This window comes from Kribbella sandramycini, from assembly GCF_013131805.1.
GTDB lineage: Bacteria > Actinomycetota > Actinomycetes > Propionibacteriales > Kribbellaceae > Kribbella > Kribbella sandramycini.
The window spans coordinates 898,033-920,932 of sequence record NZ_JABJRC010000002.1 but is presented as its reverse complement, the minus strand read 5'-3'; the positions used below and the strand labels follow the sequence as shown (position 1 = coordinate 920,932).

Annotated in this window: 29 protein-coding genes; 12 read left to right on the top strand and 17 right to left on the bottom strand. The window is 68.7% G+C overall.

Features of this window, described 5'->3' with window-relative positions; all coding sequences use genetic code 11:
- Position 1 precedes the first annotated feature (1 nt).
- Together HPO96_RS11660 and HPO96_RS11655 are read right to left on the bottom strand one after the other, a co-directional pair.
- A complete protein-coding gene (locus tag HPO96_RS11660) occupies positions 2-1,225 on the bottom strand; it encodes a hypothetical protein (RefSeq protein WP_171673374.1) in 1,224 nt (407 codons plus the stop codon).
- Positions 1,218-1,724, bottom strand: coding sequence for an RNA polymerase sigma factor (locus tag HPO96_RS11655; RefSeq protein ID WP_171673373.1), 507 nt, complete (start codon positions 1,722-1,724; stop codon positions 1,218-1,220). Before HPO96_RS11655 ends, HPO96_RS11660 begins: the two co-directional genes overlap by 8 nt.
- Before the next feature lie 301 nt (positions 1,725-2,025).
- Here HPO96_RS11655 and HPO96_RS11650 point away from each other — a divergent pair, with 301 nt between their 5' ends.
- Complete coding sequence (locus HPO96_RS11650) at positions 2,026-2,970, top strand: small ribosomal subunit Rsm22 family protein (protein ID WP_171673372.1); 945 nt, start codon at positions 2,026-2,028, stop codon at positions 2,968-2,970.
- 47 nt (positions 2,971-3,017) lie between these two features.
- Here HPO96_RS11650 and HPO96_RS11645 read toward each other — a convergent pair whose 3' ends face one another.
- The 4 genes from HPO96_RS11645 to HPO96_RS38155 all read right to left on the bottom strand — a co-directional run bounded on the left by HPO96_RS11645 (position 3,018) and on the right by HPO96_RS38155 (position 5,853).
- A complete protein-coding gene (locus tag HPO96_RS11645; RefSeq protein WP_171673371.1) occupies positions 3,018-3,782 on the bottom strand; it encodes an SDR family NAD(P)-dependent oxidoreductase in 765 nt (254 codons plus the stop codon).
- A 109-nt stretch (positions 3,783-3,891) separates the two neighbouring features.
- Positions 3,892-4,293: a GNAT family N-acetyltransferase gene (locus HPO96_RS11640; RefSeq protein ID WP_202885796.1), complete on the bottom strand. Its 402-nt coding sequence runs from the start codon at positions 4,291-4,293 to the stop codon at positions 3,892-3,894.
- 43 nt (positions 4,294-4,336) lie between these two features.
- Complete coding sequence (locus tag HPO96_RS11635; RefSeq protein WP_337796589.1) at positions 4,337-5,125, bottom strand: alpha/beta fold hydrolase; 789 nt, start codon at positions 5,123-5,125, stop codon at positions 4,337-4,339.
- Positions 5,122-5,853, bottom strand: coding sequence for a VOC family protein (locus HPO96_RS38155; RefSeq protein WP_238354962.1), 732 nt, complete (start codon positions 5,851-5,853; stop codon positions 5,122-5,124). Before HPO96_RS38155 ends, HPO96_RS11635 begins: the two co-directional genes overlap by 4 nt.
- Positions 5,854-5,915: 62 nt before the next feature.
- Between HPO96_RS38155 and HPO96_RS11625 the strand changes: the two genes are divergently transcribed.
- From HPO96_RS11625 to HPO96_RS11615, 3 genes are read left to right on the top strand one after another with little or no spacing between them, the layout of a single operon-like run.
- Positions 5,916-6,365, top strand: coding sequence for a helix-turn-helix transcriptional regulator (locus tag HPO96_RS11625; protein ID WP_171673369.1), 450 nt, complete (start codon positions 5,916-5,918; stop codon positions 6,363-6,365).
- Positions 6,366-6,370: 5 nt separating this feature from the next.
- Positions 6,371-6,784 carry a VOC family protein gene (locus tag HPO96_RS11620; protein WP_171673368.1) on the top strand — a complete coding sequence of 138 codons (414 nt, stop codon included), beginning with the start codon at positions 6,371-6,373 and terminating at the stop codon, positions 6,782-6,784.
- 31 nt (positions 6,785-6,815) lie between these two features.
- Positions 6,816-9,170 (top strand): ATP-binding cassette domain-containing protein, encoded by a 2,355-nt coding sequence (locus tag HPO96_RS11615; protein ID WP_171673367.1) that lies wholly within the window; start codon positions 6,816-6,818, stop codon positions 9,168-9,170.
- A 408-nt stretch (positions 9,171-9,578) separates the two neighbouring features.
- On the opposite strand, the gene HPO96_RS11610 is transcribed toward HPO96_RS11615, so the two are convergent.
- A complete protein-coding gene (locus HPO96_RS11610; RefSeq protein ID WP_171673366.1) occupies positions 9,579-9,833 on the bottom strand; it encodes a hypothetical protein in 255 nt (84 codons plus the stop codon).
- A gap of 322 nt (positions 9,834-10,155) precedes the next feature.
- Here HPO96_RS11610 and HPO96_RS11605 point away from each other — a divergent pair, with 322 nt between their 5' ends.
- Positions 10,156-10,437, top strand: coding sequence for an ArsR/SmtB family transcription factor (locus HPO96_RS11605; protein WP_337796588.1), 282 nt, complete (start codon positions 10,156-10,158; stop codon positions 10,435-10,437).
- Positions 10,437-10,826, top strand: a complete 390-nt coding sequence (locus tag HPO96_RS11600; RefSeq protein WP_171673364.1) for a VOC family protein — start codon at positions 10,437-10,439, stop codon at positions 10,824-10,826. Before HPO96_RS11605 ends, HPO96_RS11600 begins: the two co-directional genes overlap by 1 nt.
- Here the strand turns inward: HPO96_RS11600 and HPO96_RS11595 are convergent.
- Positions 10,807-11,433 carry an HAD family hydrolase gene (locus tag HPO96_RS11595; RefSeq protein WP_171673363.1) on the bottom strand — a complete coding sequence of 209 codons (627 nt, stop codon included), beginning with the start codon at positions 11,431-11,433 and terminating at the stop codon, positions 10,807-10,809. The two genes, HPO96_RS11600 and HPO96_RS11595, sit on opposite strands and share 20 nt — an antisense overlap.
- Entirely contained in the window at positions 11,430-12,095 is a 666-nt protein-coding gene (locus tag HPO96_RS11590; RefSeq protein WP_171673362.1) for a VOC family protein, read from the bottom strand. Before HPO96_RS11590 ends, HPO96_RS11595 begins: the two co-directional genes overlap by 4 nt.
- 54 nt (positions 12,096-12,149) lie before the next feature.
- On the opposite strand from HPO96_RS11590, the gene HPO96_RS11585 reads away from it, so the two are divergent.
- On the top strand, positions 12,150-12,752 hold the full coding sequence (locus HPO96_RS11585; RefSeq protein ID WP_171673361.1) for an HAD family hydrolase: 603 nt from the start codon (positions 12,150-12,152) through the stop codon (positions 12,750-12,752).
- Here HPO96_RS11585 and pqqB read toward each other — a convergent pair.
- The 4 genes from pqqB to pqqC are packed head-to-tail and all read right to left on the bottom strand — an operon-like array spanning position 12,745 to position 15,585.
- Complete coding sequence (pqqB, locus tag HPO96_RS11580; protein ID WP_171673360.1) at positions 12,745-13,557, bottom strand: pyrroloquinoline quinone biosynthesis protein PqqB; 813 nt, start codon at positions 13,555-13,557, stop codon at positions 12,745-12,747. The genes HPO96_RS11585 and pqqB overlap by 8 nt on opposite strands.
- Positions 13,554-14,645, bottom strand: a complete 1,092-nt coding sequence (pqqE, locus tag HPO96_RS11575; RefSeq protein ID WP_171673359.1) for a pyrroloquinoline quinone biosynthesis protein PqqE — start codon at positions 14,643-14,645, stop codon at positions 13,554-13,556. The genes pqqB and pqqE overlap by 4 nt, the downstream gene beginning before the upstream one ends.
- Positions 14,636-14,908: a pyrroloquinoline quinone biosynthesis peptide chaperone PqqD gene (gene pqqD, locus HPO96_RS11570; RefSeq protein ID WP_171673358.1), complete on the bottom strand. Its 273-nt coding sequence runs from the start codon at positions 14,906-14,908 to the stop codon at positions 14,636-14,638. The genes pqqE and pqqD overlap by 10 nt, the downstream gene beginning before the upstream one ends.
- Positions 14,905-15,585 carry a pyrroloquinoline-quinone synthase PqqC gene (gene pqqC, locus HPO96_RS11565; protein WP_171673357.1) on the bottom strand — a complete coding sequence of 227 codons (681 nt, stop codon included), beginning with the start codon at positions 15,583-15,585 and terminating at the stop codon, positions 14,905-14,907. Before pqqC ends, pqqD begins: the two co-directional genes overlap by 4 nt.
- A 536-nt stretch (positions 15,586-16,121) precedes the next feature.
- Between pqqC and HPO96_RS11560 the strand changes: the two genes are divergently transcribed.
- Both HPO96_RS11560 and HPO96_RS11555 read left to right on the top strand, forming a co-directional pair.
- The gene (locus HPO96_RS11560) at positions 16,122-16,964 is read left to right on the top strand and encodes an SAM-dependent methyltransferase (protein WP_171673356.1); all 843 of its coding nucleotides are present in this window, start codon (positions 16,122-16,124) and stop codon (positions 16,962-16,964) included.
- A gap of 8 nt (positions 16,965-16,972) precedes the next feature.
- Positions 16,973-17,602 (top strand): nucleotidyltransferase domain-containing protein, encoded by a 630-nt coding sequence (locus tag HPO96_RS11555; RefSeq protein WP_171673355.1) that lies wholly within the window; start codon positions 16,973-16,975, stop codon positions 17,600-17,602.
- Here HPO96_RS11555 and HPO96_RS11550 read toward each other — a convergent pair.
- The gene (locus HPO96_RS11550; RefSeq protein WP_171673354.1) at positions 17,599-18,570 is read right to left on the bottom strand and encodes a helix-turn-helix transcriptional regulator; all 972 of its coding nucleotides are present in this window, start codon (positions 18,568-18,570) and stop codon (positions 17,599-17,601) included. The genes HPO96_RS11555 and HPO96_RS11550 overlap by 4 nt on opposite strands.
- A gap of 86 nt (positions 18,571-18,656) precedes the next feature.
- Between HPO96_RS11550 and HPO96_RS11545 the strand changes: the two genes are divergently transcribed.
- Both HPO96_RS11545 and HPO96_RS11540 read left to right on the top strand, forming a co-directional pair.
- A complete protein-coding gene (locus tag HPO96_RS11545; RefSeq protein ID WP_171673353.1) occupies positions 18,657-19,052 on the top strand; it encodes a Rid family hydrolase in 396 nt (131 codons plus the stop codon).
- The gene (locus HPO96_RS11540; protein ID WP_171673352.1) at positions 19,049-19,516 is read left to right on the top strand and encodes a DUF488 domain-containing protein; all 468 of its coding nucleotides are present in this window, start codon (positions 19,049-19,051) and stop codon (positions 19,514-19,516) included. The genes HPO96_RS11545 and HPO96_RS11540 overlap by 4 nt, the downstream gene beginning before the upstream one ends.
- On the opposite strand, the gene HPO96_RS11535 is transcribed toward HPO96_RS11540, so the two are convergent.
- From HPO96_RS11535 to HPO96_RS39605, 3 genes are all read right to left on the bottom strand, one after another.
- Positions 19,513-21,288 carry an FAD-binding dehydrogenase gene (locus HPO96_RS11535; protein WP_171673351.1) on the bottom strand — a complete coding sequence of 592 codons (1,776 nt, stop codon included), beginning with the start codon at positions 21,286-21,288 and terminating at the stop codon, positions 19,513-19,515. The genes HPO96_RS11540 and HPO96_RS11535 overlap by 4 nt on opposite strands.
- A gap of 63 nt (positions 21,289-21,351) precedes the next feature.
- Entirely contained in the window at positions 21,352-21,741 is a 390-nt protein-coding gene (locus tag HPO96_RS11530; protein ID WP_171673350.1) for an NUDIX domain-containing protein, read from the bottom strand.
- A 1-nt stretch (position 21,742) separates the two neighbouring features.
- The gene (locus HPO96_RS39605) at positions 21,743-22,315 is read right to left on the bottom strand and encodes a VOC family protein (RefSeq protein ID WP_171673349.1); all 573 of its coding nucleotides are present in this window, start codon (positions 22,313-22,315) and stop codon (positions 21,743-21,745) included.
- Between the two features lie 43 nt (positions 22,316-22,358).
- Between HPO96_RS39605 and HPO96_RS11520 the strand changes: the two genes are divergently transcribed.
- Positions 22,359-22,886, top strand: a complete 528-nt coding sequence (locus HPO96_RS11520) for a DUF4304 domain-containing protein (protein ID WP_171673348.1) — start codon at positions 22,359-22,361, stop codon at positions 22,884-22,886.
- Positions 22,887-22,900 lie beyond the last annotated feature (14 nt).

Genomic DNA, 22,900 nt, shown 5'->3' with positions numbered 1-22,900 from the left:
CTCAGCGCGGTTCGAACAGTTGCCAGTCGACGCCGCGGTTGGTGCTGAGGGCGACCTTACGGATCGGCTCGGGCGTCGGCGGCAGGGGAGTCGGGGTGCCGGTGGGCACCGGGCTCGGGGAGGTGATGGCAGGCCCTTCGACCAAGCCGACCAGGGTGTCGCCGTGGCTTTCGATCGATCCCAGCGCGTACTGCGTCTGCGACTCGGCGCCGATCGCGCCGTCCGCGGCGATTCGGTACAAGCCGGTCGTGATGGCGTTGCGGAGCGTGATGTCCGTGACCAGTCCGGTTCCGTCGTTGAACACGGCTTCGAACTGGAGCACCCACTTGTTCGGATCCTGAATCGTCTCCCAGGTCTTGCCGCTGTCCCGGGAGCGCTGATAGCTGCCGGTCCCCTTGTACGGGTCGTCGTGGTTGTGCAGGAGGATGGTGCGGCCGTCGAGGCTGGACGCGTCTGTCCAGGATTGCTTGGTGGCGATCGACTCCCGGGTCCAGGTCCGGCCGTCCGCCGTCCAGGCGAGCTTCCGGTTCTTGACCAGCCACCAGCGGCCGGTCGAGTCGTGCCGATAGCGATTCGGGCTACCCAGGTCCGCGGGCAGTACCAGCCCTTGCGCGCGGCCGGTCCGTGGGTCGACCACCACGAGCTTGCCGGCCAGGTTGAGGATCAGCCCGTCGCCGACCGCGGTCGTCGTCCCCGAGACGGTCAGCGGACGCTCGATCGGCCGCCCATTCTCGAAGATGATCAGCCGCCGGTTCTTCACGTCGTCGTGCACGTTGCGGAAGCCGTAGGTCAGGTCGCCGTGCGGCTCGAGTACAGGGAAGTCGTCCGCAGGTTCGGTGAACTCGACACCGGACGCCGACTTGAACGCCATCGTCGACCAGCAGACCGGCGCCTCCTCCGGGTCCTGCGCGCGGCAGCGGTTCCACAGGGCGACCCAGTTCCCGCCGGCCAGCGGCAGGACGCTGACCAGCTGCGCATCCGGTGAGTGCGCCAGCTCATGGCCGCTGCGCGGGCGGACGGCGAGGGTCGCCGGGTCCGGCGTGACGTCGCGCTCCTGCTGGCTCAGCACCACGACAGCCGGTACGGCGATCGCCGCCAGGCTCGCCGCGACGGCGACGAACCGGCGCCGGCGGACACGGGCCCGGCTGCGGGCGAGGAGCGTCTCGAGTTCCGGCGGCGGAGACTGGCTCTGCGCCTGCCAGGCGAGATCTTTCAGCTCAGACATGGTGTTCCTCCGTCTGGGGGTCGTCGACGAACTCGTGGACGAGGGGTGCCAGGCGCTGCCGGCCGCGGCTGAGCCGAGCCTTCACGGTGCCCTCCGGGATGCCGAGGGTCTCGGCGATCTCGCGGACCGACAGGTCCGCGATGTGCCGCAACGCGATCGCCTCACGCTGGTCCAGCGGCAGCCGCCGCAAGGCGTCGACCAGGGCGATCCGGTCCGGCGACAGCCCAGGCAGCGTCACCGGCCGTGGCTGAAGCCGCAACAACTGCCGGAGCCGCACAGTTCGGCGGAACCTGTTCCGGGCCACGTTGAGCGCGATTGTCCGCAGCCAGGCCTCCGGGTTGTCCACCTGCCCGAGCTGGCGCCGTTTGGTCAGCCCCTGCACAAAGGCCTCCTGGACGACGTCCTCCGCCTCAGCGAGATCGCCGCAAACAGCAAACAGTTGCCCGATCAGCCGCCCGTAGCAGCCCTCGTACAGCTCCCGCAGCCGTTCGTCGTCCATCAGCCCCTCCGAGTTCGTTTGTCACCCCCACGACAATCGGCCCACCCGATCGGTTGCACTCCGGCCCCACAAATTCCGAGCGCAGGTGCGGCCGGCTGACTAAAGTGCGTGCTGAGCTGCCGTGAGGGCGGCGTCCCAGGAGGTGACTCATGGTTTGCATGGCGACTCGGTTCCGTGCCAACTCCTCCTGCCCGGCCGTCCACTGACGGCCTGAACCTCAGGACCGGTTGGCGCGTCGCGGCCCAGGCCGCGCGTTTCGTGCGCCCTGGCGCACCCGTGCCGACCGAACCGGAGTCTCTGCATGTCCTCCGCACTACCTACTGCACTGCTGCACGCCCTGAGAGGCGTCGACCACGACGTACTTCGGGCCCGCTTCGCGGATCTGTCCACCCGCTACCGAGAAGCTACCTTCGCCGAGGGTGACCCGGCGCTTCGCGACGACCTCGACTGCCTCGCGTACGCCGCCGTCCGGATGCCGGCGACCTATCAGGCCACCGAGAGCGCTCTCCGGGTCGCCGCTCACCGCGTCGGCCGCGTCTCGACCCACCTGGATCTAGGTGGTGGTACCGGGGCCGCGGCCTGGGCGGCGCAGTCGATCTGGCCGACTGTGCGCACCGAGGTTCTCGAACGTGTGCCCGCCGCGATCCACCTCGGCCGACGGCTGGTGAAGGGCTCAGTCGTCCAGGCGGTTTGGACGGCTGGCGATCTACGTCAGTGGACGGGCTCCGGCCCGGTGGATCTGATCACCGCGGCCTACGTGCTGAACGAGTTGGCGGCCGACACCCGGCGTACCGTCCTCGATCTGGCCGCGGCTGCTGCGACGGCCGTCGTCCTCGTCGAGCCGGGGACGCCGCGAAGTCATGGCGTACTGCTGGAGGCCCGTGATCGGCTGATCGGGCACGGCTTCACGATCGCTGCGCCGTGCGCGCATCAGCTGGCTTGCCCGCTCAGCGGGCCGGACTGGTGCCACTTCGCGGTCCGGCTACCGAGGACCGAGTTGCACCGGCGACTGAAGGAGGCGACGCGGAACTTCGAGGACGAGAAGTTCAGCTATCTGGTCGCGACGCGGGCGCCGAGGAGGGACGCCGTCGCTCGCATCCTCCGCAGACCGGCGAGGCCCAAGGGCCGGGTTGTGCTCGACCTCTGTACGCCGGATGGTGCGCACCAGCGGTCGGTGATCGCCAAATCCGCGCCGGGTTATCGCGCGGCGCGGAAAGTGGCTTGGGGGGATACCTGGCTGGAGTGAGTGGGGGTGCTGCCGGGGTGGATCGGCCCCGGCGGCACGTTGTTGGGTCAGAGGCCGTAGCCGCCGGAGGCTTCCAGCGTCTGCGCGGTCAGCCAGCCGGCTTCGGGGGAGAGCAGGAAGGCGATGATCGCGGCGACGTCCTCGGACTCGCCGATGCGGCCGAGGGCCGTGGCGGCCGCGACGGGCGGGATCAGCTCGGGGTGCTGAGCGAAGGCGTCGCCGCCGAGGCGGGTGCGGGTGACTCCGGGGGCGACGGCGTTCACGCGGATGCCGCGTGCGCTCAGCTCCTTGGCCAGATACCGCGTCAGCACCACCTGCGCGCCCTTCACGCTCCCGTAGACCGAGTACCCGGGCGACGGCTGCGAGCTCAGCAACCCGGCCGAACTGGTGGTGAACACGACCGCGCCGCCGTCCGTCATCAGCGGGAGCAGACTTTGGGTGAGGAAGTACGGCCCCTTCAGGTGGACGCCGACCATCTGGTCGAACAGCTCCTCGCTCGTCTCCTCGAACGGCACCGGCCCCTGCCCGACGCCCGCGTTGTTCACCAGGAAGTCGAACGAGTCCCGGCCCCACCGCTCCCGCAGCGCCGCCGACACCGCCTCCCGGAAACCGGAGAGCGCTCCCTGGCTGCTCACATCGAGCTGCAGCGCGACCGCCGTCCCGCCGTCCTTCTCGATCCGCTCGGCCGTCTCCAGCCCCCGCTCCGCGCTCCCGTGATACGTGAGGATCACCCCCACCCCGCGCTTCGCGACCTCGTACGCCGCGGCCTGCCCGATCCCGGAGCTCCCGCCAGTGATAACGGCAATCTGCATGATCCTCTATCTCCTACTCAGTTGCGGTCAGCGACTACCTCAAGTACATCCCGCACCAAGCAGAACCCTCAGACCATTCCTCCCCACCCCTTGCCCATTCCTCCCAACCTCACCTCCCCGGTCGCGCGACGAACCCGAACTTCGCGTCCCCCGAGAACCCACACGCCCGATAGAACCCGTGCGTCGACTCCCGCCGCGACCCGGTCAGCAGCATCACCTTGTAACAGCCGAAGTCCCACGCCGCGCGCAACGTCCCGGCCATCACCGCCTTACCCACCCCGGTCCCACGGCGCCCCTGGTCCACCACGACGTTCTCGACGACGCCGTACGGCCGCAGCCCGCGCGACAGGTTCGGCACCAGGTTCAGGTACGTCGTCGCCACGAGCCCGCCGCCGTCCTCGATCACATACAGCCGCATCCCCGGCGTCCGCATGATCTCGTCGTACACCACCCGCGCCTGCCCTGCATCCGGCGCCTCGTCCGCCGGATGCAGGTGCCGGTAGAGCCGCATCACCCCGTCAAAATCCGCCGGCCCCGCCTCGCGAAACACGCGGTCAGCCGTCGAGGAAGGTGGTGATGGTGTCGAGGACGAGGGTGGTGCGGGCGAGGCCGTTGAAGTGGGTGGTGCCGGGGAAGACGGCGAGTTGGGAGGTGGGGACGCCGACGAAGTCGCCGTTGACGTCGCCGCCGCGGAGCTGGAGGAAGCGGACGGCGTGCTCGAGGGTGACGGCGTCGCAGTCGCCGACGGTGAGCAGGGTGGGGGCGGCGATGGCGCGGATGGCGTCGTCGGACCAGCCGTCGGCGCCGCGGTCGTAGTCGCCGAGTTTGGTGAGGAGGGTCTGCAGGTGGTCGAGGTCGGGGTGCGGCGACTTCGCGAGGTAGTCGGACTCCATCGGCGTACCGGCGATCATCTCGACCTTCATCTCGCCGACGGCGGAGTTCTCCGGGCGGTCGCCCTCGGGCCGGAACGACACCGAGGAGATGACGGCCTTGCGGATCAGCTCCGGGTGCTCGACGGCCAGCTTGAGCGCGACGGCGCCGCCGACGCTGAAGCCGAAGACGTCGACCTGCGGTACGTCGAGCGTCTGCAGCAGACCGACGACGTCGGAGGTCAGATCGGCGGTGCCGAGCGGGCGATCGATGTCGTTGGTGTACCCGTGGCCCTGGAAGTCGGTCGCGATGACGCGGCGCCCTTCGGACAGCCCCGGCAGCAGCGGGCCGAACTGGAGGTCGATGTTGAACAGCCCGCCGTGCAGCAACAGCAGCGGCGTGCCGCCTGAGCCGTGCAGCTCGTAGTACATCCGCAGGCCGTTGACGTCTGCGTACCCGGTTTCCTTGCTCACGGCGCCCCCACTAATAGACAGAACGGATGGCCGGCCGGATCGGCCAGCACGTACAAGGGCTCGGACTCTACCTGCGTCCGGTCCCACAACACCTGCGCTCCGAGCTGGACGGCGTGCTCCCGGTGCAGCTCCAGCGCCGCAGCGGTCGGTACGGCGAAGTCCAGGTGCATCTGCATCGGAACCTCGGTCGACGGCCAGGTCGACCGGGGGAGGACGTCGGTGCGCTGGATCGCGAGCTGCCGGTGTCCGTCCGCGTCGACGAGGACGAGCCAGTCGGCGTCGTCCGGCGTCCCGTCTGCCGGCGGTTCGTCGCCGGGGCGGTACTGCAGCCCGAGGAGCTGACGGTAGAACTCGGCCAGCGCCCGCGCGTCCTCGGCGTCCAGCGCGGTGTGCATGCGCTGCGGACGGGACACCTGCTCGACGTCGAAGCGCACGATCACCAACTCGTCGTCCGCAGTCAGCTCGGGGTAGTAGTCGCGCAGCCCGCCCAGTACGCCGGCAGCGTCCGGAAAGCCGTCTTCGCGCGCCTCGACGTCGCCGACGGTGGCAACGGTCTTGGCCACCGCCGAGGTGATCCGCCCGGGCACTCTGACCTCGGGCGTCGACTCGAACACCAGCATCGCCGGGCCGACCTCCACCGGGTCCTGGAAGCGCATCGTGATCCGCTTACTGCCATTCAGGACGGCGGGCAGATGTGACGCGCGGAATCGCAGCTCCTGGATACCCATGGCCCCACCCTGTCAGAACGAGGTACTGGGAAAGGTCCGAGGCTCGTGACAGGATCGTGGGTATGGCGGGGAAATCGGCGGAGGAGCAGCGGCTGGCGGATCTGGCCCGGTTGCGGCGTGTGCGGGACCGGATCGACCGCGAGTACGCGCAGCCGCTGGATGTCGATGCGCTCGCCCGCGGCGCGAACATGTCGTCGGGCCACCTCAGCCGCGAGTTCCGGCGCGCGTACGGCGAGTCCCCGTACAGCTACCTGATGACGCGGCGGGTCGAGCGGGCGATGGCGCTGCTGCGGCACGGCGAGCTGAGCGTGACCGAGGTCTGCTTCGCGGTCGGCGGCTCCTCGCTCGGCACCTTCAGCACCCGCTTCAGCGAGCTGGTCGGGATGTCGCCGAGCGCCTACAAGGAGCAGGTCAGCCAGGCGGCCGCGGGCCTGCCGGCGTGTGTTGCCAAACGCGTGACCAGACCGATCAGGAATCAAGAAGCTCCCCAGGCCGCGCCGCACCTACTGTGATTGCCATGACCGATATCACGATCGTCCACAGCTTTCTGCCCCACAACGACCCCGACGAGTCGATCGCGTTCTACCGCGACCTGCTCGACTTCGAGGTCCGCAACGACGTCGGCGGCGGCGCGATGCGCTGGGTCACCATCGGCCCGGCCGGCCAGCCCGACACCTCGATCGTCCTGCACCCGCCGTTCGCCGACCCCGGGATCACCGAGGACGAGCAGAAGATGATCCGCGAGATGATGGCCAAGGGCACCTTCGCCACCGTGGTGCTGGCCAGCAAGGACCTGGATGCCACCTTCGAGAAGGCCGTCGCCGGCGGCGGCGAGGTGATCCAGGAGCCGACCGACCAGCCGTACGGCGTCCGAGACTGCGCGTTCCGCGACCCGGCCGGTAACCACGTTCGTATCAACCAGCTGCCCTGAGCCGGCGCCCGGACACCCAGGAGTTCGACGTATGACCGAGCACGTTGCCGACAGCCACGATCTGATCCGGGTCGTCGGCGCCCGCGAGAACAACCTGAAGGACATCAGCGTCGACATCCCGAAACGCCGGCTGACCGCCTTCACCGGGGTGTCCGGGTCCGGGAAGAGCTCGCTGGTCTTCAGCACGATCGCGGCCGAGTCGCAGCGGCTGATCAACGAGACCTACAGCGCGTTCGTCCAGGGCTTCATGCCGAACCTGGCCCGCCCGGAGGTCGACGTCCTGGACGGGCTGACGACGGCGATCATCGTCGACCAGGAGCGGATGGGCTCGAACCCGCGCTCCACGGTCGGCACCGCGACCGACGCGAACGCGATGCTGCGGATCCTCTACAGCCGGCTCGCGAAACCGCACGCGGGCCCGCCGACGGCGTACTCGTTCAACGTCCCGAAGCGGACGGCGTCCGGCTCGATGACGACCGACAAGGGCGCGGGGGAGAAGAAGGTCGTCGTCAAACAGGTGTACGCCGGGGGCATGTGCCCGCGCTGCGAGGGGATGGGCTCGGTCACCGACTTCGACCTGACCGCGCTGTACGACGACTCCAAGTCGCTGAACGAGGGCGCGCTGACCATCCCGGGCTACTCGATGGAGGGCTGGTACGGGCGGATCTACCGCGGCTGCGGGTACTTCGACCCGGACAAGCCGATCAAGAAGTTCACCAAGAAGGAACTGCACGACCTGCTCCACCGGGAGCCGACCAAGATCAAGATCGAGGGCATCAACCTCACCTATTCGGGGATCATCCCGCAGATCCAGAAGTCGTTCCTGAGCAAGGACGTCGACGCGATGCAGCCGCACATCCGCGCGTTCGTCGAGCGGGCGATCACCTTCACCACCTGCCCCGAATGCGGCGGCACGCGGCTCAGCCAGGAGGCGCTGGCCTCCAAGATCAACGGCAAGAACATCGCCGACCTGTGCTCGATGCAGATCAGCGACCTGGCCGACTGGATCCGTAAGCTGAAGGCGCCGTCGGTGGCCCCGCTGCTGGAGTCGCTGGCGGACACGCTCGATTCGTTCGTCTCGATCGGCCTGGGCTACCTGTCGCTGGACCGCCCGGCCGGCACGCTGTCCGGCGGTGAGGCGCAGCGGACGAAGATGATCCGGCACCTCGGGTCGTCGCTGACCGACGTCACGTACGTGTTCGACGAGCCGACCATCGGCCTGCACCCGCATGACATCCAGCGGATGAACGAGCTGCTCGTCCAGCTCCGCGACAAGGGAAACACGGTGCTCGTCGTCGAGCACAAACCCGAGGCGATCGTGATCGCCGACCACGTCATCGACCTCGGCCCCGGCGCCGGGAGCGACGGCGGCGAGGTCGTCTTCGAGGGCACGGTCGACAAGCTGCGCACCAGCGGGACGCTGACCGGCCGGCATCTGGACGACCGGGCCGCACTGAAGTCCGAGCTGCGGACGGCGACCGGCGTACTGGAGGTCCGCGGCGCGGATACGCACAACCTGCGCAATGTGGACGTCGACGTCCCGCTCGGTGTGCTCGTCGTCGTGACGGGTGTGGCCGGCTCGGGGAAGAGCTCGCTGATCCACGGTTCGATCGCGTCGCGCGATGGTGTGGTCACGGTCGACCAGAGCCCGATCCGGGGATCGCGACGGAGCAACCCGGCGACGTACACGGGGATGCTGGAGCCGATCCGGAAGGCGTTCGCGAAGCAGAACGGCGTGAAGCCGGCGCTGTTCAGCGCGAACTCGGAGGGCGCTTGCCCGGCGTGCAACGGCGCCGGCGTCATCTACACCGAGCTGGGCGTGATGGCGACGGTCGAGGCGCCGTGTGAGGAGTGCGAGGGGCGGCGGTTCCAGGCGTCGGTGCTGGAGTACACGCTGGGCGGTCGGAACATCGCCGAGGTGCTGGCGATGCCGGTGGCCGAGGCGGTCGAGTTCTTCGCCGATGGCGAGGCCAAGACGCCGGCCGCGCACAAGATCCTGGAGCGGCTCGCGGATGTCGGCCTTGGGTACCTGAAGCTCGGCCAGCCGCTGACGACCCTGTCCGGTGGTGAGCGGCAGCGGCTGAAGCTGGCCACGCAGATGGCCGACAAGGGCGACGTCTACATCCTCGACGAGCCGACCACCGGCCTGCACCTGGCCGACGTCGACAACCTGCTCGGCCTGCTCGACCGCCTCGTCGACTCCGGCAAGTCGGTCATCGTCATCGAGCACCACCAGGCCGTCATGGCGCACGCCGACTGGATCATCGACCTCGGCCCCGGCGCCGGCCACGACGGCGGCAAGGTCGTCTTCGAAGGCACCCCGGCGAAGCTGATCAAGTCCCCGAAGACGCTGACCGGAAAGCACCTCGCGGACTACGTGCAGTAGACCCCGCACCCTTCCCGTACCGCGCGGCCACAGTCAGCCCGACTGTGGCCGCAGCGGCGATCAGCACCACCGGCATCAGCCCATCCGGTACGACGCCGCCCGAGTACCACGTGCCGTCGTCCAGAACACAGTCGAAACGCAGCGGCAAATAGCTCTTCTTGAACTCGACAACCCGCTCCGCAAACATCGGCCCCACCTGCTCGCACGCCTGCGGCGGCCACGACCCGGCCCCACCCGACGACTCACTCGCCTCCAGCTCAACCATCAGGAGGCCGTACCCATACCCACCCACGGCCACCAACCCACAAAGCCGCGCCAACCCCCGGCAAACCGTCCGCCCCTCCCTCTTGATCAGCCCGACAATCGTCGGCACCAACCCCCAAAGCGCCATCCCCGCCACAACCACCATCAACAGCACCAGAATGCCCACGCGCGCGATTCCATCACGCTCAACGGCCAAACACCCCCAAAAGCCGCCCCTGCACCCACCGCACTCGCACCCCCGAGAACCGCCACGGCAAACCAGTTCCCCTCCTCGACGTGCTCCACCAACTCCCGCGCATCCACCGCACACGGCGTCCGCAACCCCCACCCGTCCGCCGGATACTCGCCCACCACCCGCTCGAACTCCGCCGACGCCCCAACCAGCAACTCCACGTCCATGCGAACGACGGTAACGACAGGACATAGTCGCCTACGCATCCGCCCCGCTCCCGCGTGCCCAGCCACATTCGGACGCCCCGCAGCCCACCACCTCATGTCGTTAGCGCTGCCACAAACTCGGGCAAGCGGGTCTACCAGCTCGGACCGGCCGGAGCGCAGGCAGCGCCTCGGTGCCAACTGCAACGACAGGACGTAGATGTGTACAGCGCCGCGGCGGCCTGCTTGGCGGCCGAGGCGATCGGCCGGTTCGGGCTGGTACTTCCTGTCGTTCGTGCGGACAGCGAGCTTGATAGGCAAGTGGTTACTTGCATATAGTGGGGGTGTGGTGACGGTTTATCGGGCGTTGGACGACGAGACGCGGCGGGTGGTTCTGGACGAGTTGGCGGCGCGGGACGGGCAGACGTTGTTCGAGATCTGTTCGGTGCTGGCGACTCGGCATGGGCTGGGGCTGACGCGGCAGGCGATCTCGCAGCATTTGGGGGTGCTGGAGGCGGCTGGGCTGGTCGTGACGGAGAAGCGCGGGCGATCGAAGTACCACTATTTCAATCCGGAGCCGCTGGCGGAGATTGCGCGGCGGTGGCCCCTTGGCGAGAAGGAGCAGTGATGAGGATCAATCTGGTGAGCGTGTTCGTGGACGATCAGCGCAAGGCGCTGACGTTCTACACCGATGTGCTCGGGTTCGTGAAGAAACATGATGTGCCCTTGGGCGATGCGGCCTGGCTGACTGTGGTGTCGCCGGAGCGGCCGGATGGGCCCGAGTTGTTGCTCGAACCGTCGGGGCACCCGGCCGTGAAGCCCTACCGCGACGCCCTCGTCGAGGACGGCATTCCGCTCGTCCAGTTCGAGGTGGACGACGTCGCTGCCGAGCACGAGCGCCTGACCGCTCAGGGGGTCGAGTTCACCCATCCGCCGACCGACATCGGCCTCAACCTGATGGCCGTCTTCGACGACACCTGCGGCAACCTCGTCCAGATCATCTCGGCCAAGAGCTGAGCCAGGCGAACAATTCAGGCATGCTGCGGACGGCGGCAGGTGCGAACCCGGCCACCGGGTTGGCCGCGGTGTCGTCGCTGTGAAACAGGACCGGCGCGAAACCCGCCTCCTGGGCGGCGACCAGGTTCGTGGGCCGGTCGTCGACGAGGACCGACTGTGCTGGATCAAGGCCTGGGTGCCGCAGTACGGCGTCGTACGCGGCCGGGGCCGGCTTGCGGGCCCCGATCTCCGAGCTGACGAACCAGCGATCGACGTACTCGCTCAGCCCGAACCGCCTGCGCAGAAGCTCGGACCACGGCGCAGCGTCGTTGGTCAGCACCAGCGGCGTGATCCCGGCCGAGCTGAGGTCGCGCAGCAGCTCCGGAGCGCCCGGGGTCAATACGTGCCGCTCGCAATAGGCAGCGTCATCAGCCGGTACGCCGAGCCGCGCCCACAGGTCGCCCGTCGAGATCTCCCCGAGCGTGCAGCGGCGGTAGGCATCGCGGATGTCGGTCTCGGTCCGAGTGCAACCACCATCGCGCAGGTACGGGATGAGAAGGTTCCGGACGACGTTGCCGTGCCGATAAAGCACGCCCATCGCGTCCAGAACGACGAACCGCTTGCTCATCGGCGGATGCTGAACTCGTTGCCGTCCGGATCCGCCAGGACGCCGTCCTCGAGCAGCGTCGCGCCCAGGGCGAGCAAGCGCTCGACGTCCTGGTCGTCGTCCACGCGTAGTTCGAGGCGGAGGCGGTTCGGCCCGAGTTTGGCCGCGACGGGCGGGCCGCCCCAGGCAATCTTCGTACCGCCCCGGGGAGACTGGATGGCGGTCTCCTCGTCCTGGTCCCAGACGAGGGGCCAATCGAGGGCCTTGCTCCAGAAGTAGCCGACGGCCTGCGTACCGTCCGAGGAGAAGGCGCCGATACCGCGGATGCCGGCCAGGAAGTTGTTGGTCGGCTCGATCACGCAGAACTCGTTGCCCTCGGGGTCGGCCAGTACGACGTGCGGCTCGTCGGGCGACTGGCCGATGTCGAGGTGCCGTCCGCCCAGCTCCAGCGTGCGGGCGACCAAACGCTCCTGGTCGGCCGGCGACGTGCTCGTGATGTCGAAGTGCATCTGATTCGGGCCGAGCTTCGGCAGCTCACTCGGCACGAACCGGATCCGGTACGCCCCGTCAGCCGTCGTCACGACAGCGCCGTCCACGGCGAACCCGAGCACCCCGCCCCAGAACCGCGCCAGCGCCTCCGGATCCTGCGCTGCATACGTCAACGTCTCGAACCGAATACCCATGCCCGCACCCTAGGCACGCGCCAACGCCCACGGCACCTGATTATCATCGGCCCGATGATTCGCCACCTGCTGTTCGACGCGGACGGAGTCCTCCAGGACCTCCCCGGCGGCTGGTACGCCGCGATCGAGCCGTACGTCGGCGCCCGCACCCGCGAGTTTCTCCACGAGACCTGGAAAGCCGAGCTCCCAATGCTCGCCGGCGACGGCGACTACCTCCCCGTGCTGGCCGCCGGCCTCCGCAAGTACGGCGTCACGACCCCCGCGGCCGAGCTGTACGACGCGGTCTGGAAACGGATCGTGGTGATCGAGGAGTCGATCGAGGTCGTGCACGCGCTGCGGCGCAGCGGGTACGGCGTCCATCTGGGCACGAATCAGGAGCACCGCCGCGGCGCCCACATGCGGACCGCACTCGGCTACGACGACCTCTTCGACGTCAGCTGCTACTCGCACGAGCTCGGCGTCGCCAAACCCGACCCGCAGTTCTTCACCCAGGCCGCCGACCGAATCAGCGCACCCATCGACGAGATCCTGTTCATCGACGACAGGTCACGCAACGTCGAAGGCGCCCGGGCAGCCGGCATGCCTGCCGAGCAATGGGACTTCACGCAGGGGTACGACGTACTCCGCGCCCTCCTCGCCGGTCACGGAGTCAGCTGAACTCCCATCGGGTGCCGTCGTCGGGGACGACATGCCCGCGCGCCGCCAGCTCGGCCCGCTCGGGGGAGTCCGGATCGACGAGCGGGTTGGTGTTGTTCAGGTGGGTGAAGACCAGCCGGCCGTCGAGCCGATCGATCGTCGTCCGCACCGGGAGGTGACCCATCACGGTCTGACCGGGCATCTCGCCGGCACTGTAGAAGGTTCCGTCCAGGACGACGTACGTCGCGCCGGCCGCGAACTGCTCGAAGCCGTCGGGGAGGTCGGCCAGGCAGGGCGCGTAGACGAGCGCCTTGCCGTCGTGCTCGAAGCGGTAGGCGACGACCCACGGGCCGGGCACGGGCTCATCGGCGTACCGAGGACGTTTGTTGCTGACAGCAAGCGTGCTCACCGCGATCCCGTCGAGTTTGTCGGGCACCGGCGACCACGACCAGGCGTGGTACCGATCGGTGATGTCGCGGAAGCGCCCGACCGCGGTCAGGACGGCGGGCGGCGCGTACACCTCAAGTGCGTCCGCCTCACGCAACAGGAGCAGACCGAGCGTGTGGTCGAGCTCGGCGTCGGTGAGCAGGACGCCGCGGATCGGCGTCTCCCGCACCCCCGGCCCGGCCCGCAACTCGGGCGTGGCCAGGATCTGCGCGCGGATATCGGGTGACGCGTTGACCAGGTACCAGTTGTCGCCGTCGGCGCTGATCGCGAGACCGTCCTGCGTCCGGGCCGGCAGTGCCGGATCGGCACAGGTCGGGCAGGCGCAGTTCCACTGCGGGAACCCACCACCCGCGGCGGTCCCGAGCACGATCACCTTCATTGCGGGCTCCTCATCACGAAACCGCTCCGGCGCGGCTCGGCCAGGATCAGGTCGACGACCCCACGATCCGGCGACCGATGGCAGACCGGGTCGGTCGCGGCCGCGTCCCCGGTGAGCAGGAAGGCCTGACACCGGCAGCCGCCGAAGTCCAGCTCGCGGCGATCGCAGGTGCGGCAGGTGTCGCTCATCCAATCCTGTCCGCGGTAGGCGTTGAACGCGCCGGAGTCGTACCAGATCGCGGCCAGAGAGCGCTCCCTGACGTTCTCGAGCTGCAGGGTCGTGATCGACGCGGCGGCCGGGCACGGCAGCACCTTCCCGTCCGGCGCGACCGTGATCTGCCGAGCACCCCAGCCGTAGGTACACGGCTTCGGGTACTTCTCCGGGTAGTCGGCGATCACGTAGACGATCTGCATCCGGCCCTTGAGTCGCCGCATCGCCTCGTCCACGATCGGCTCGGCCGCGGCCAGCTGCTCCGGCGTCGGCATCAGCTGCGAGCGGTTCTTGAGCGCCCAGCCGTAGTACTGCGTGTTGGCGAGCTCCAGCCGGTCGGCGCCGAGCTCCTCGGCGAAGGTGATCAGCTGCGCGAGCTGGTCGTGATTCGCCCGATGCAGGACGACGTTCACGCTCAACGGGAGCCCAGCGCGCCGTACCAGCTCAGCGGCGGTGATCTTGTGCTGATGCGCCCGCGCACCCGCGATCAGATCGCCGACAGCGGCGTCCGCGCCCTGAACGGAGAGCTGCACGTGGTTGAGTCCGGCGTCCACCAGGCTCTCCAGGCGGCGCTCGGTCAGCCCGAGCCCGCTGGTGACCAGGTTGACGTACGCGCCGAGGCCGGCCGTGTGCTCGATCAGCTCGGCCAGGTCACGCCGGCCCAGCGGCTCACCGCCGGAGAAATGCACCTGCAGGACGCCGAGCTCCCGCGCCTGGGTCAGGACGTCGCGCCAATCGTCGGTGCTCAGCTCGTCTTCGCGCCCGAGCAGCTCGAGCGGATTGGAGCAGTACGGGCAGTGCAGCGGGCAGCGATGAGTGACCTCGGCGGTCAGGCTGAGTGGGGGAGCGGCGCCGTACTTGTTCTCGGTCAGCTCCATTGGATGACCTGCTTGTCGGCGAGCCGATCGAGCAGAGCGCGGATCTGCTCGGGGCGGACGTCGGCGTACGTGTCGCCGAGCAGCTTCGCGATCTCGCTCAGGGAGCGCTCTCCATCGCACAGCTCGAGGACGGCCGTGGCCGTTGCGTTCGGCATCAACACACCCTCCGGGTGCAACACGACCCACGCCGAGCGGACGGAGTCGTAGCTGAGCCGGACGCCGCGTCGCAATACGGGGCGCGGGTCCGCTTCCGGCGTACTCATTGTTTGCTCGCGGCAAGGTCGATGGCGTCGAGCAGCGACCACAGCACGTCGCACTTGAACGAGAGCGCCGCGACCGCGGCGTCCTGGTCGGCGCGCGTACGGCAATGGGCGACGACGAGGGCGAGCGTGGCCTCGCCTTCACCGGAGACCGCGTCGATCCGGTTCGTGAAGTAGGCGAGATCCTCGCGGCGGATCCAGTCGTACTGCGCGAGCATGTCGGCGACCCGGGCCTTCATCAGATGTCCGGAGAACATCTCGGTCAGCCCGGAGGCGACCGCTGTCACCCAGGGTTTCGATCGCGCGAACTCGACGTACGCGTCGACCGCGAACCGGGCCGCCGGCGCGACATGCCGCTCGTCGAGCACCTCGTCGCGAGTGAGACCGACGGCTTCGCACAGCCGCAGCCACCGCTCCATCCCACCCTCACCGGGCGCGGCGCCGTCGTGGTAGACGATCCGCGGCAACCACTGGCGGCGGACATCGGGCAGCGGGCAGTTGCTGATGATCGCCGCGTCCTTGCGCGGGATCGCGCTCTGGTAGTACCAGCGGTTGGCCGCCCAGACCTGCAGCTCGGGCTGCGACAACTCGCCGGCGTGCATCCGCTGGTGGAACGGGTGCGTCCCCCAATAGCGATGCGAAAGGCCGCGCAACGTGGTGACGAATTCGTCCGCATCCATCGGCTGCATAAATCCTCCGGGTCCAACGACGGTAATGGAACATTTTCCACACGTCGCCCACGGGATGGAACGCAGGGGAATACACGCCGGCTGACCGTAGGCCCGCCCGGCCCGGCGGCACACGGCCGCCGGGCGCGAGCAGGAAGATGACCGGGTTGGGGCGGCGACCCGATCAGCGTGTCGTCACACGGGATTCAGGCGAAACTCACCCGAGGCGGCCGGCGTAGCCGGTGACCTCCGTGGGTGTCTCGAACTCGGTGAAATCAGGTACAACCCAGCCAATACGGCCGTCGTTTTCCACCATCATTTTCTCCTCGCGATCGTGGCGGGGGGCGCCGTCTCGATTCCCGGCCCAGCAACGCCGGGAATCCGACAGTAAAGCCCCGGAGAGCGCATTCCAACCCCCAATCCACCAACCGATCACTTTCGATCATCGCCGCCGTTCGGCGACACGGGGCGGGGGAGGCGGTCACAGGGAGCGGGGTGACGGCTACGATACGGATCTAGCCGGACGGGGCACAGCGTCGAGGAGTTTCATGAGCGAGCAGAACGACGAGGCCGCGACCTCCATCGCGGATCGACTGAACCTGGGCGTGCCGCACAGCGCGCGGGTGTACGACTACTTCCTTGGCGGTAAGACGAACTTCGCGCCCGACCGCGCGGTGGCCGAGAAGCTGCTGGAGGCCTTCCCCGGTTTCCGCACCGCCGCGCAGTCGAACCGGATGTGGATGCACCGGGCCGCCCGGTACGTCGCGGAGCAGGGTGTGACCCAGTTCCTCGACATCGGCACCGGTATCCCCACCAGCCCGAACCTGCACGAGGTCGTCCAGCAGGTCCTCCCCGCGGCGCATGTCGTCTACGTCGACAACGACCCGATCGTGCTCGCGCACTCGCGCGCGCTGCTGGTCAGCACCGAGAGCGGCGAGACGGCCTACATCGAGGCCGACATCACCGACCCGCAGGCGATCCTGGACTCCGAAGAAGTCCGCACGGTGCTCGACCTGAGCAAGCCGGTCGCCCTCAGCATCGTCGGCGTCTTCCACTACCTGCCCGACGACGCCAAGCCCTACGAGTTGCTCCAGCAGCTGGTCGACGCGCTCGCCCCCGGCTCCTACCTGATCTTCTCCCACTGCACCCCGGACTTCGCGCCCGAGATGTGGGAGCAGGCCATCCAGGTCTACAAGGCCGACGGCGGCGACGCCCAGGTCCGCAGCCGCGCCGAGATCGAGCGCTTCTTCGCCGGCCTCGAACTCGTCGACCCCGGCGTCGAGGTTCCCTATCGCTGGCACCCGGACGACGAGACCCAAGCGCTCGTCGACAACGAGACCTTCACCGACGTCAGCTGCAGCCTCTGGGTCGGCGTAGCCAAGAAGCCCTGATCCACTCGATGGCCGCCAACCGCGATCGCTGGCTGGCGGCCATCGTCCCGCGCATCACCGCCGAAGCCGTCTGGCTGGTCGGCTCACTCGCTGACGGGACCGCGGACAGGTGGAGTGACATCGACCTCCTGCTCGTCGCGGGCGAACCGCTGATCGGCGACGCCGTCCTCACCCTGGACGTCCCATCCAACGGCCCGGCCGGCGGCGGCTACCTCGGCGCCATGTACGTCGTCGACGACCTGCCGCTCTGGGTCGACTGGTACCTCTGGCCGGCAGCCGCTCCCATTCCGGGCGAAGCACGCCTGCTCGCCGGCATCGGCACCCCCGGAGCCCTCGACCTCTCAGCGACCCTCGATCACGTGGGCCGGGGAGCTCCAGGTCGTCCGGCCGACCTGACGACGTTCGCCCTCGCCATGCTCCCGCTCGCGGCGAAAAATCTTGCCCGGGGCAACCTTTCGGCAGCGGGCACACTGGCCGCCCTCCTCGGCGCCACACCCGGGTCGCCCCTCGGCCCCGCCCTGTACGACGTCCTCGGTCGCCTCGACGCCGATCCAAGCACCGTCGCCGTCATTCGCCGTCACCTCAACCTCGTCGAGGAGACGATCGGCGCCGCCAGGTGGACGGCGACCAACGGCTAACGGTCGCTGTACTGGGTGGCGAGGGCAGTGGCTTTGGCTTGGAGGGATTGGCGGAGCCAGGTGGGGGAGAGGGCTTCGGCGGAGGTGGCTGCTTGCCAGAGGGCCCAGGTGGCGTGGCGGGGGTCTTGGAAGGTGAGGTGGAGGCGCAGCCAGCCGTCGGGATCGGTGGACTGAGTCTGGATGGTGAGGGCGGTGGCGGCGAGCGTTTCGCGGTGGTCGGGGTGGACTCGGGCTTCGACGGTGACTTGCGGGCCGCTGGTGCGGAAGCGGGCGCTGCGGTCTTGCCAGGCCTGGTCGAGGTCGACCGAGGCGGGGCGGTCGGCGGGGGTGGCCAGCTGCTCGGCGGCGTGGATGCGGGACAGCCGGTACGTGCGGTCTTCGCCGGACTTCGTCGCCAGCAAATAGCCCTGGTCCCGGACGGTGACCAGACCGATCGGGTCGACGGTGCGCCAGGTGGCGGGCTGGTCGATGGGCTCGTAGTGGATGCGGAGTTGACGGCCGGCGAAGACAGCTCGGCGTACCTCGGCCACGACGTCCTCAGGCACGTCGTCGGGGGATTGGCGGCGCGACAGCAGGTCGGTCTCGGGGTCGATGAGCAGCCGCTCGGCGACGTCCGTCGCGGTGTCGCGCTGGCTCTCGGGTAGCGCGTCGACGACCTTGAGCATCGCGGAGGCCAGCGCCGAACCGAGGCCGAAGGCCTGCGCGCCCCGGCGCGATCCGGCGACGAGCAGCGCGAGCGCCTCGTCATGGTTCAGCCCGGTCAGCTCGGTGCGGAACCCGGGCAGCAAAGCGAATCCGCCATGGCGCCCGCGCTCGGCGTACACCGGTACGCCGGCCGCCGACAATGCCTCGATATCGCGCAACACCGTTCGCGTCGACACTTCGAGCTCCCGCGCGAGCGTCTCCGCGGACAGCTGACCGCGCTGGCGCAGTAACAGGACCAGCGAGACCAACCGGTCGGCACGCATTCGAAAACCGTACCGGAATACCCGACACAGGGTGTCGTGATTCCTCGGCAGGCTGGCTCCCACACCCGAACCGAACGGAGCGCGAAGTGGAACGAACGGCGATCAACCCGTGGGCCTGGTCGGCCAAACTCGGATTCAACCAGGCCGAACTGGTTTCCGGGCACACCCGAACCCTGTACGCCTCCGGCCAGACCTCGATGGACGCCGACGGTCGCGCCCAGCACGACGGCGACCTGGCCGCCCAAATGGCACGGGCCCTCGACAACCTGGAGGCCGTTCTCGCCGAAGCCGGTATGACCCTGGCCAACCTCGTCCGGCTCAACGTCTACACCACCGACGTCCCGCAGACCTTCCAGCACTACGGCGTCCTCGCCGCCCGGCTCGGCGCCGCCGGAGTCGCTCCGGCCACGACCATGCTCGGCGTCAGCAGCCTCGCCGTCCCCGCCTTGCTCGTCGAACTCGAGGGCACCGCCGTCGCATGATGCTCACCATCGGCGTCTTCGGCTTCACCGCCGACACCTTCATCGCGAAACTCACCGCAGCCCGCGTCGCGCTGCTCCTGGACCTCCGGCAACGCCGGGGCCTGCGCGGCCCGGAGTACGCCTGGGCCAACTCGGCCCGCCTGCAACAAGCGCTCGTGGACGCCGGCATCGGCTACCGGCACGTCCGCGAGCTTGCGCCGACCACCGAGCTGCGACACCTCCAGTACCGCGAAGACGACCGCCAAGGAGTCGGCAAACGCAGCCGCGTAGCGCTCGCCCCGGCGTACTGCGAGCGCTACACCCAAGAGATTCTCAACCCGTATGACGTCGGCCAACTGCTCAGCGACGTCCGCACCGCCCTGTTCTGCGTCGAACGCGACCCAGAGGCCTGCCACCGATCACTCGTCGCCGCCCGGCTCCGCACGGAGTACGACGTCGCGGTGACAGACCTCAGGCCTGACTAGGCGTTCGCTGCTGCGCGGCCGGTTTGGCGGCCGGTGAAGAGGCAGCCGCCTAGGAAGGTGCCCTCCAGTGCACGGTAGCCGTGGACGCCACCGCCACCGAAACCGGCGACCTCGCCGGCGGCGTACAGACCAGGGACGGGCTGTCCGGTCGGGCCGAGCACCCGGCCGGACAGGTCGGTCTGGAGACCGCCGAGCGTCTTCCGGGTCAGCACGTTCATCCGGATCGCGATCAACGGGCCGGCTGCCGGGTCGAGGATCTTGTGCAGCGACGCCGTCCGGGCCAGGCTGTCGCCGCTGTACGCGAGCGAGTTCCGGATGCCCATCACCTGGCTGTCTTTGGTGAACGGGTTGTCGACCTGCTGATCCCGGACGACGATCTGCCGGCGAAGCTGCTCGAGGTCGATCAGGTTCGCGCCGGTCAGCCGGTTCATCCCGGCGACCAGCTCCGGCAGCGTGTTCGCGATGACGAAGTCCTCGCCGCGATCCATGAACGCCTTCACCGGCGGCGGCGTACTGTTCAGCAACCGGCTGGCCAGGTAGCCGAGCAGATCTTTCCGGGTCAGCTCCGGATTCTGCTCCGAGCCGGACAGCACGAACTCCTTGTCGATGATCTTCTTGTTCAGCACGAACCACGAGTAGCCGTGTCCGGACTTGCCGATCAGCTCCAGTGTCCCGAGCGTGTCGTAACTCGGCACGCCGGGGTTCGCGAACCGGCGCCCGGCCGCGTCGAACCACAGCGAGGACGGCGCCGCCAGCACCCGGATGCCGTGTCCGGGCCAGATCGGGCTGTGGTTCACCATGCCCTCGGTGTAGTGCCACATCCGGTCCGGGTTCACGATCCGCGCGCCGGCGCGGTTGGTGATGGCAAGCATTCGCCCGTCGACATGTGCCGGTACGCCGGTGATCAGCCGGGCGGGCGGCGTACCGAGGCGGGCCGGCCAGTTCGCGCGAACGAGCTCCAGATTGCCGCCGATCCCGCCAGAGGTGACGATGACGATCGGCGCGTTCAGCTCGAACTCACCCACCTGCACCCGCGAGCTCGGCGTACCTCGGGCGGCGCTGCTCGCCTCCAGCACACTGCCCTGGACGCCGGTGATCGCGCCGTTCGTCGTGATCAGCCCGTCGACCTGGTGGCGGAACCGCAGCATCACCTTGCCCTCCGCGGCCGCCGTCCGGACGAGCTTCTCGAACGGCTCCATGACGCCCGGACCGGTGCCGAGCGTCAGGTGGAAACGCGGCACGGAGTTGCCCGGACCGTCCGCGAGCTGACCGCCGCGCTCGGCCCAGCCGACGATCGGCACCCAGGTCAGCCCGAGGCCCGCCAGCCATGACCGTTTCTCCCCAGCTGCGAACTGCAGGTACGCCTCGGCCCAGCGGCTGGCCCAGTAGTCCTGACCGAGCGGATCGTTGACGCCGCGGTCGAACCCGGCCGTGTTGAACCAGTCGTTCCGCGCGAGCTCGAGCGAGTCCTTGATTCCGGCCAGGCGTTGTTCGGGGGAGTTGACGAAGAAGAGCCCGCCGAGCGACCAGAACGCCTGCCCACCCAACCCCGTCGCCGGCTCCTGATCGAGCAGCAGCACCCGCCGCCCGGCCGCAACCAGCTCCGACGTCGCCACGAGCCCCGCCAACCCGGCCCCGACCACGATCGCGTCGGCGTCCGCCCGCGCCCCAGCAGCCGCCGGCCGAACGCCGAGCGCCGTCCCCGCCGCAACCCCGGCACCGACCGTCAGCACCCGGCGCCGGGTGACGTGGTTCTCCTGCGCATCCGTCATCAGCCCATCTCCCTCACAAAGATGTACTACCGTTCAGTAAGGATAGAAGGAGTGATCAGCCGACTACCAGAGGTGAGCGCGTACGGCGTCCAGCAGACCCGTCGGGTGCGCCAACTGCAGACCCGCGAGCTCATCCAGCCGGAACCACCGGAGGTCGTCGTGCTCGGCGGGCGCGGCGTTGACGGGTTCGCCGTCCCAGCGCGTAACGAGAAACGCGTGGACGTCGAGGTCCGGATTGCTCGTCGTCATGGCGAGCGGCACGGGCTCACGGATGCGCACAGCGAGCTCTTCGAGGCACTCACGGACGACGGCGTCCCGCGGCTGCTCGCCGGGCTCGATGTGTCCGCCGGCCAGATCCCAGCAATCCGGATACACCGGCCGATTCGGATGCCGATGCACGAGCAGCAGCCGGCCATCGCGAACGAGTGCAGCCAAGGCGATCCGAACGACCATGTCAGGCGGGGGAGAGGAGGCAGAATTCGTTGCCTTCGGGATCGGCGAGCACTCGCCAGGAGATCCCGTCCACGTCAAGGGCGGTGGCTCCGAGAGCCTGCAGCCTGGCTGTTTCTGCGTCGACGTCGCCGCCCGGGTAGCTCGCCATCACACGCGGATCCGCGCAGTCGACGACGACCGTCGCGATCGGCCCGGTCTCGTCGTACAACGAGTCCAGCACACAGAACTCGTTACCCTCCGGATCAGCCATCACCACCCACGACACCTCACCCTGACCCACATCAGCCATCGTCGCCCCGAGCCCTTGCAGCCGCTCGACCACCTCAGCCTGATGCTCGGCCGACCTGGCCGCCAGATCGACGTGCACACGATTCTTCACCGTCTTGGGATCCGGCGACCGCACCAGATCCAACACAACCGCCGCCGGATCCGGATACACCGACCCGGCCGGCTCCAGATTCGTCACCCCAGGCCCTTCACTCGAAACCGCCCACCCCAGCGCCGCCGCCCAGAACCCACCGAGCACACCGTCGTCCCGAGCCTTCATGTTCAGCTGAACCAACCGCGTCGCCATACCCAAGATCCTAAGTGGATCCAGGCGTGAAAAACTCGCGGCCATGGCTGACCTGACACCCCAGCAGCGCGTGTCGTTCGAACGCTTCAAGGTGTGGAAGCACAGACCCAAGTCGAAGGCGACCGCGAGCGTGCCGTCCCCGCAGGAGGTCTTCGCGGAGATGATGAAGGCAACGTTCGGTCCGCTGCTTCGCGACCAGGGCCTGCGCGGCTCCGGGGGCCGATTCGAGCTGCCGTCCGATGACTACTGGGCGCTACTCGGTTTCCAGAAGTCGGCCTACAGCGACGGCCAAGAGGTCCAGTTCACTGTGAATCTTTCCGCGATCCGCCGTGACGTGTGGGCCGAGCGCGCAGCCGCGTCGCCGGCGCTGGGCGAACGGCCGAAGCCCACGGTGGTCTACGGATCGTGGGCCACCCAGACGCGACTCGGCCTGATAACGCCGGAAGGCAGCGACAAGTGGTGGCCCATCGTCCGCGGCGTCGACCCAGGCCCAGTCGCCGAGGACGTGGTCTCGGACCTCCTGAAATACGGCCTGCCGTGGCTGCGTGAACAGATAACTAAGCGCCGATAAGCGACATTATGTCA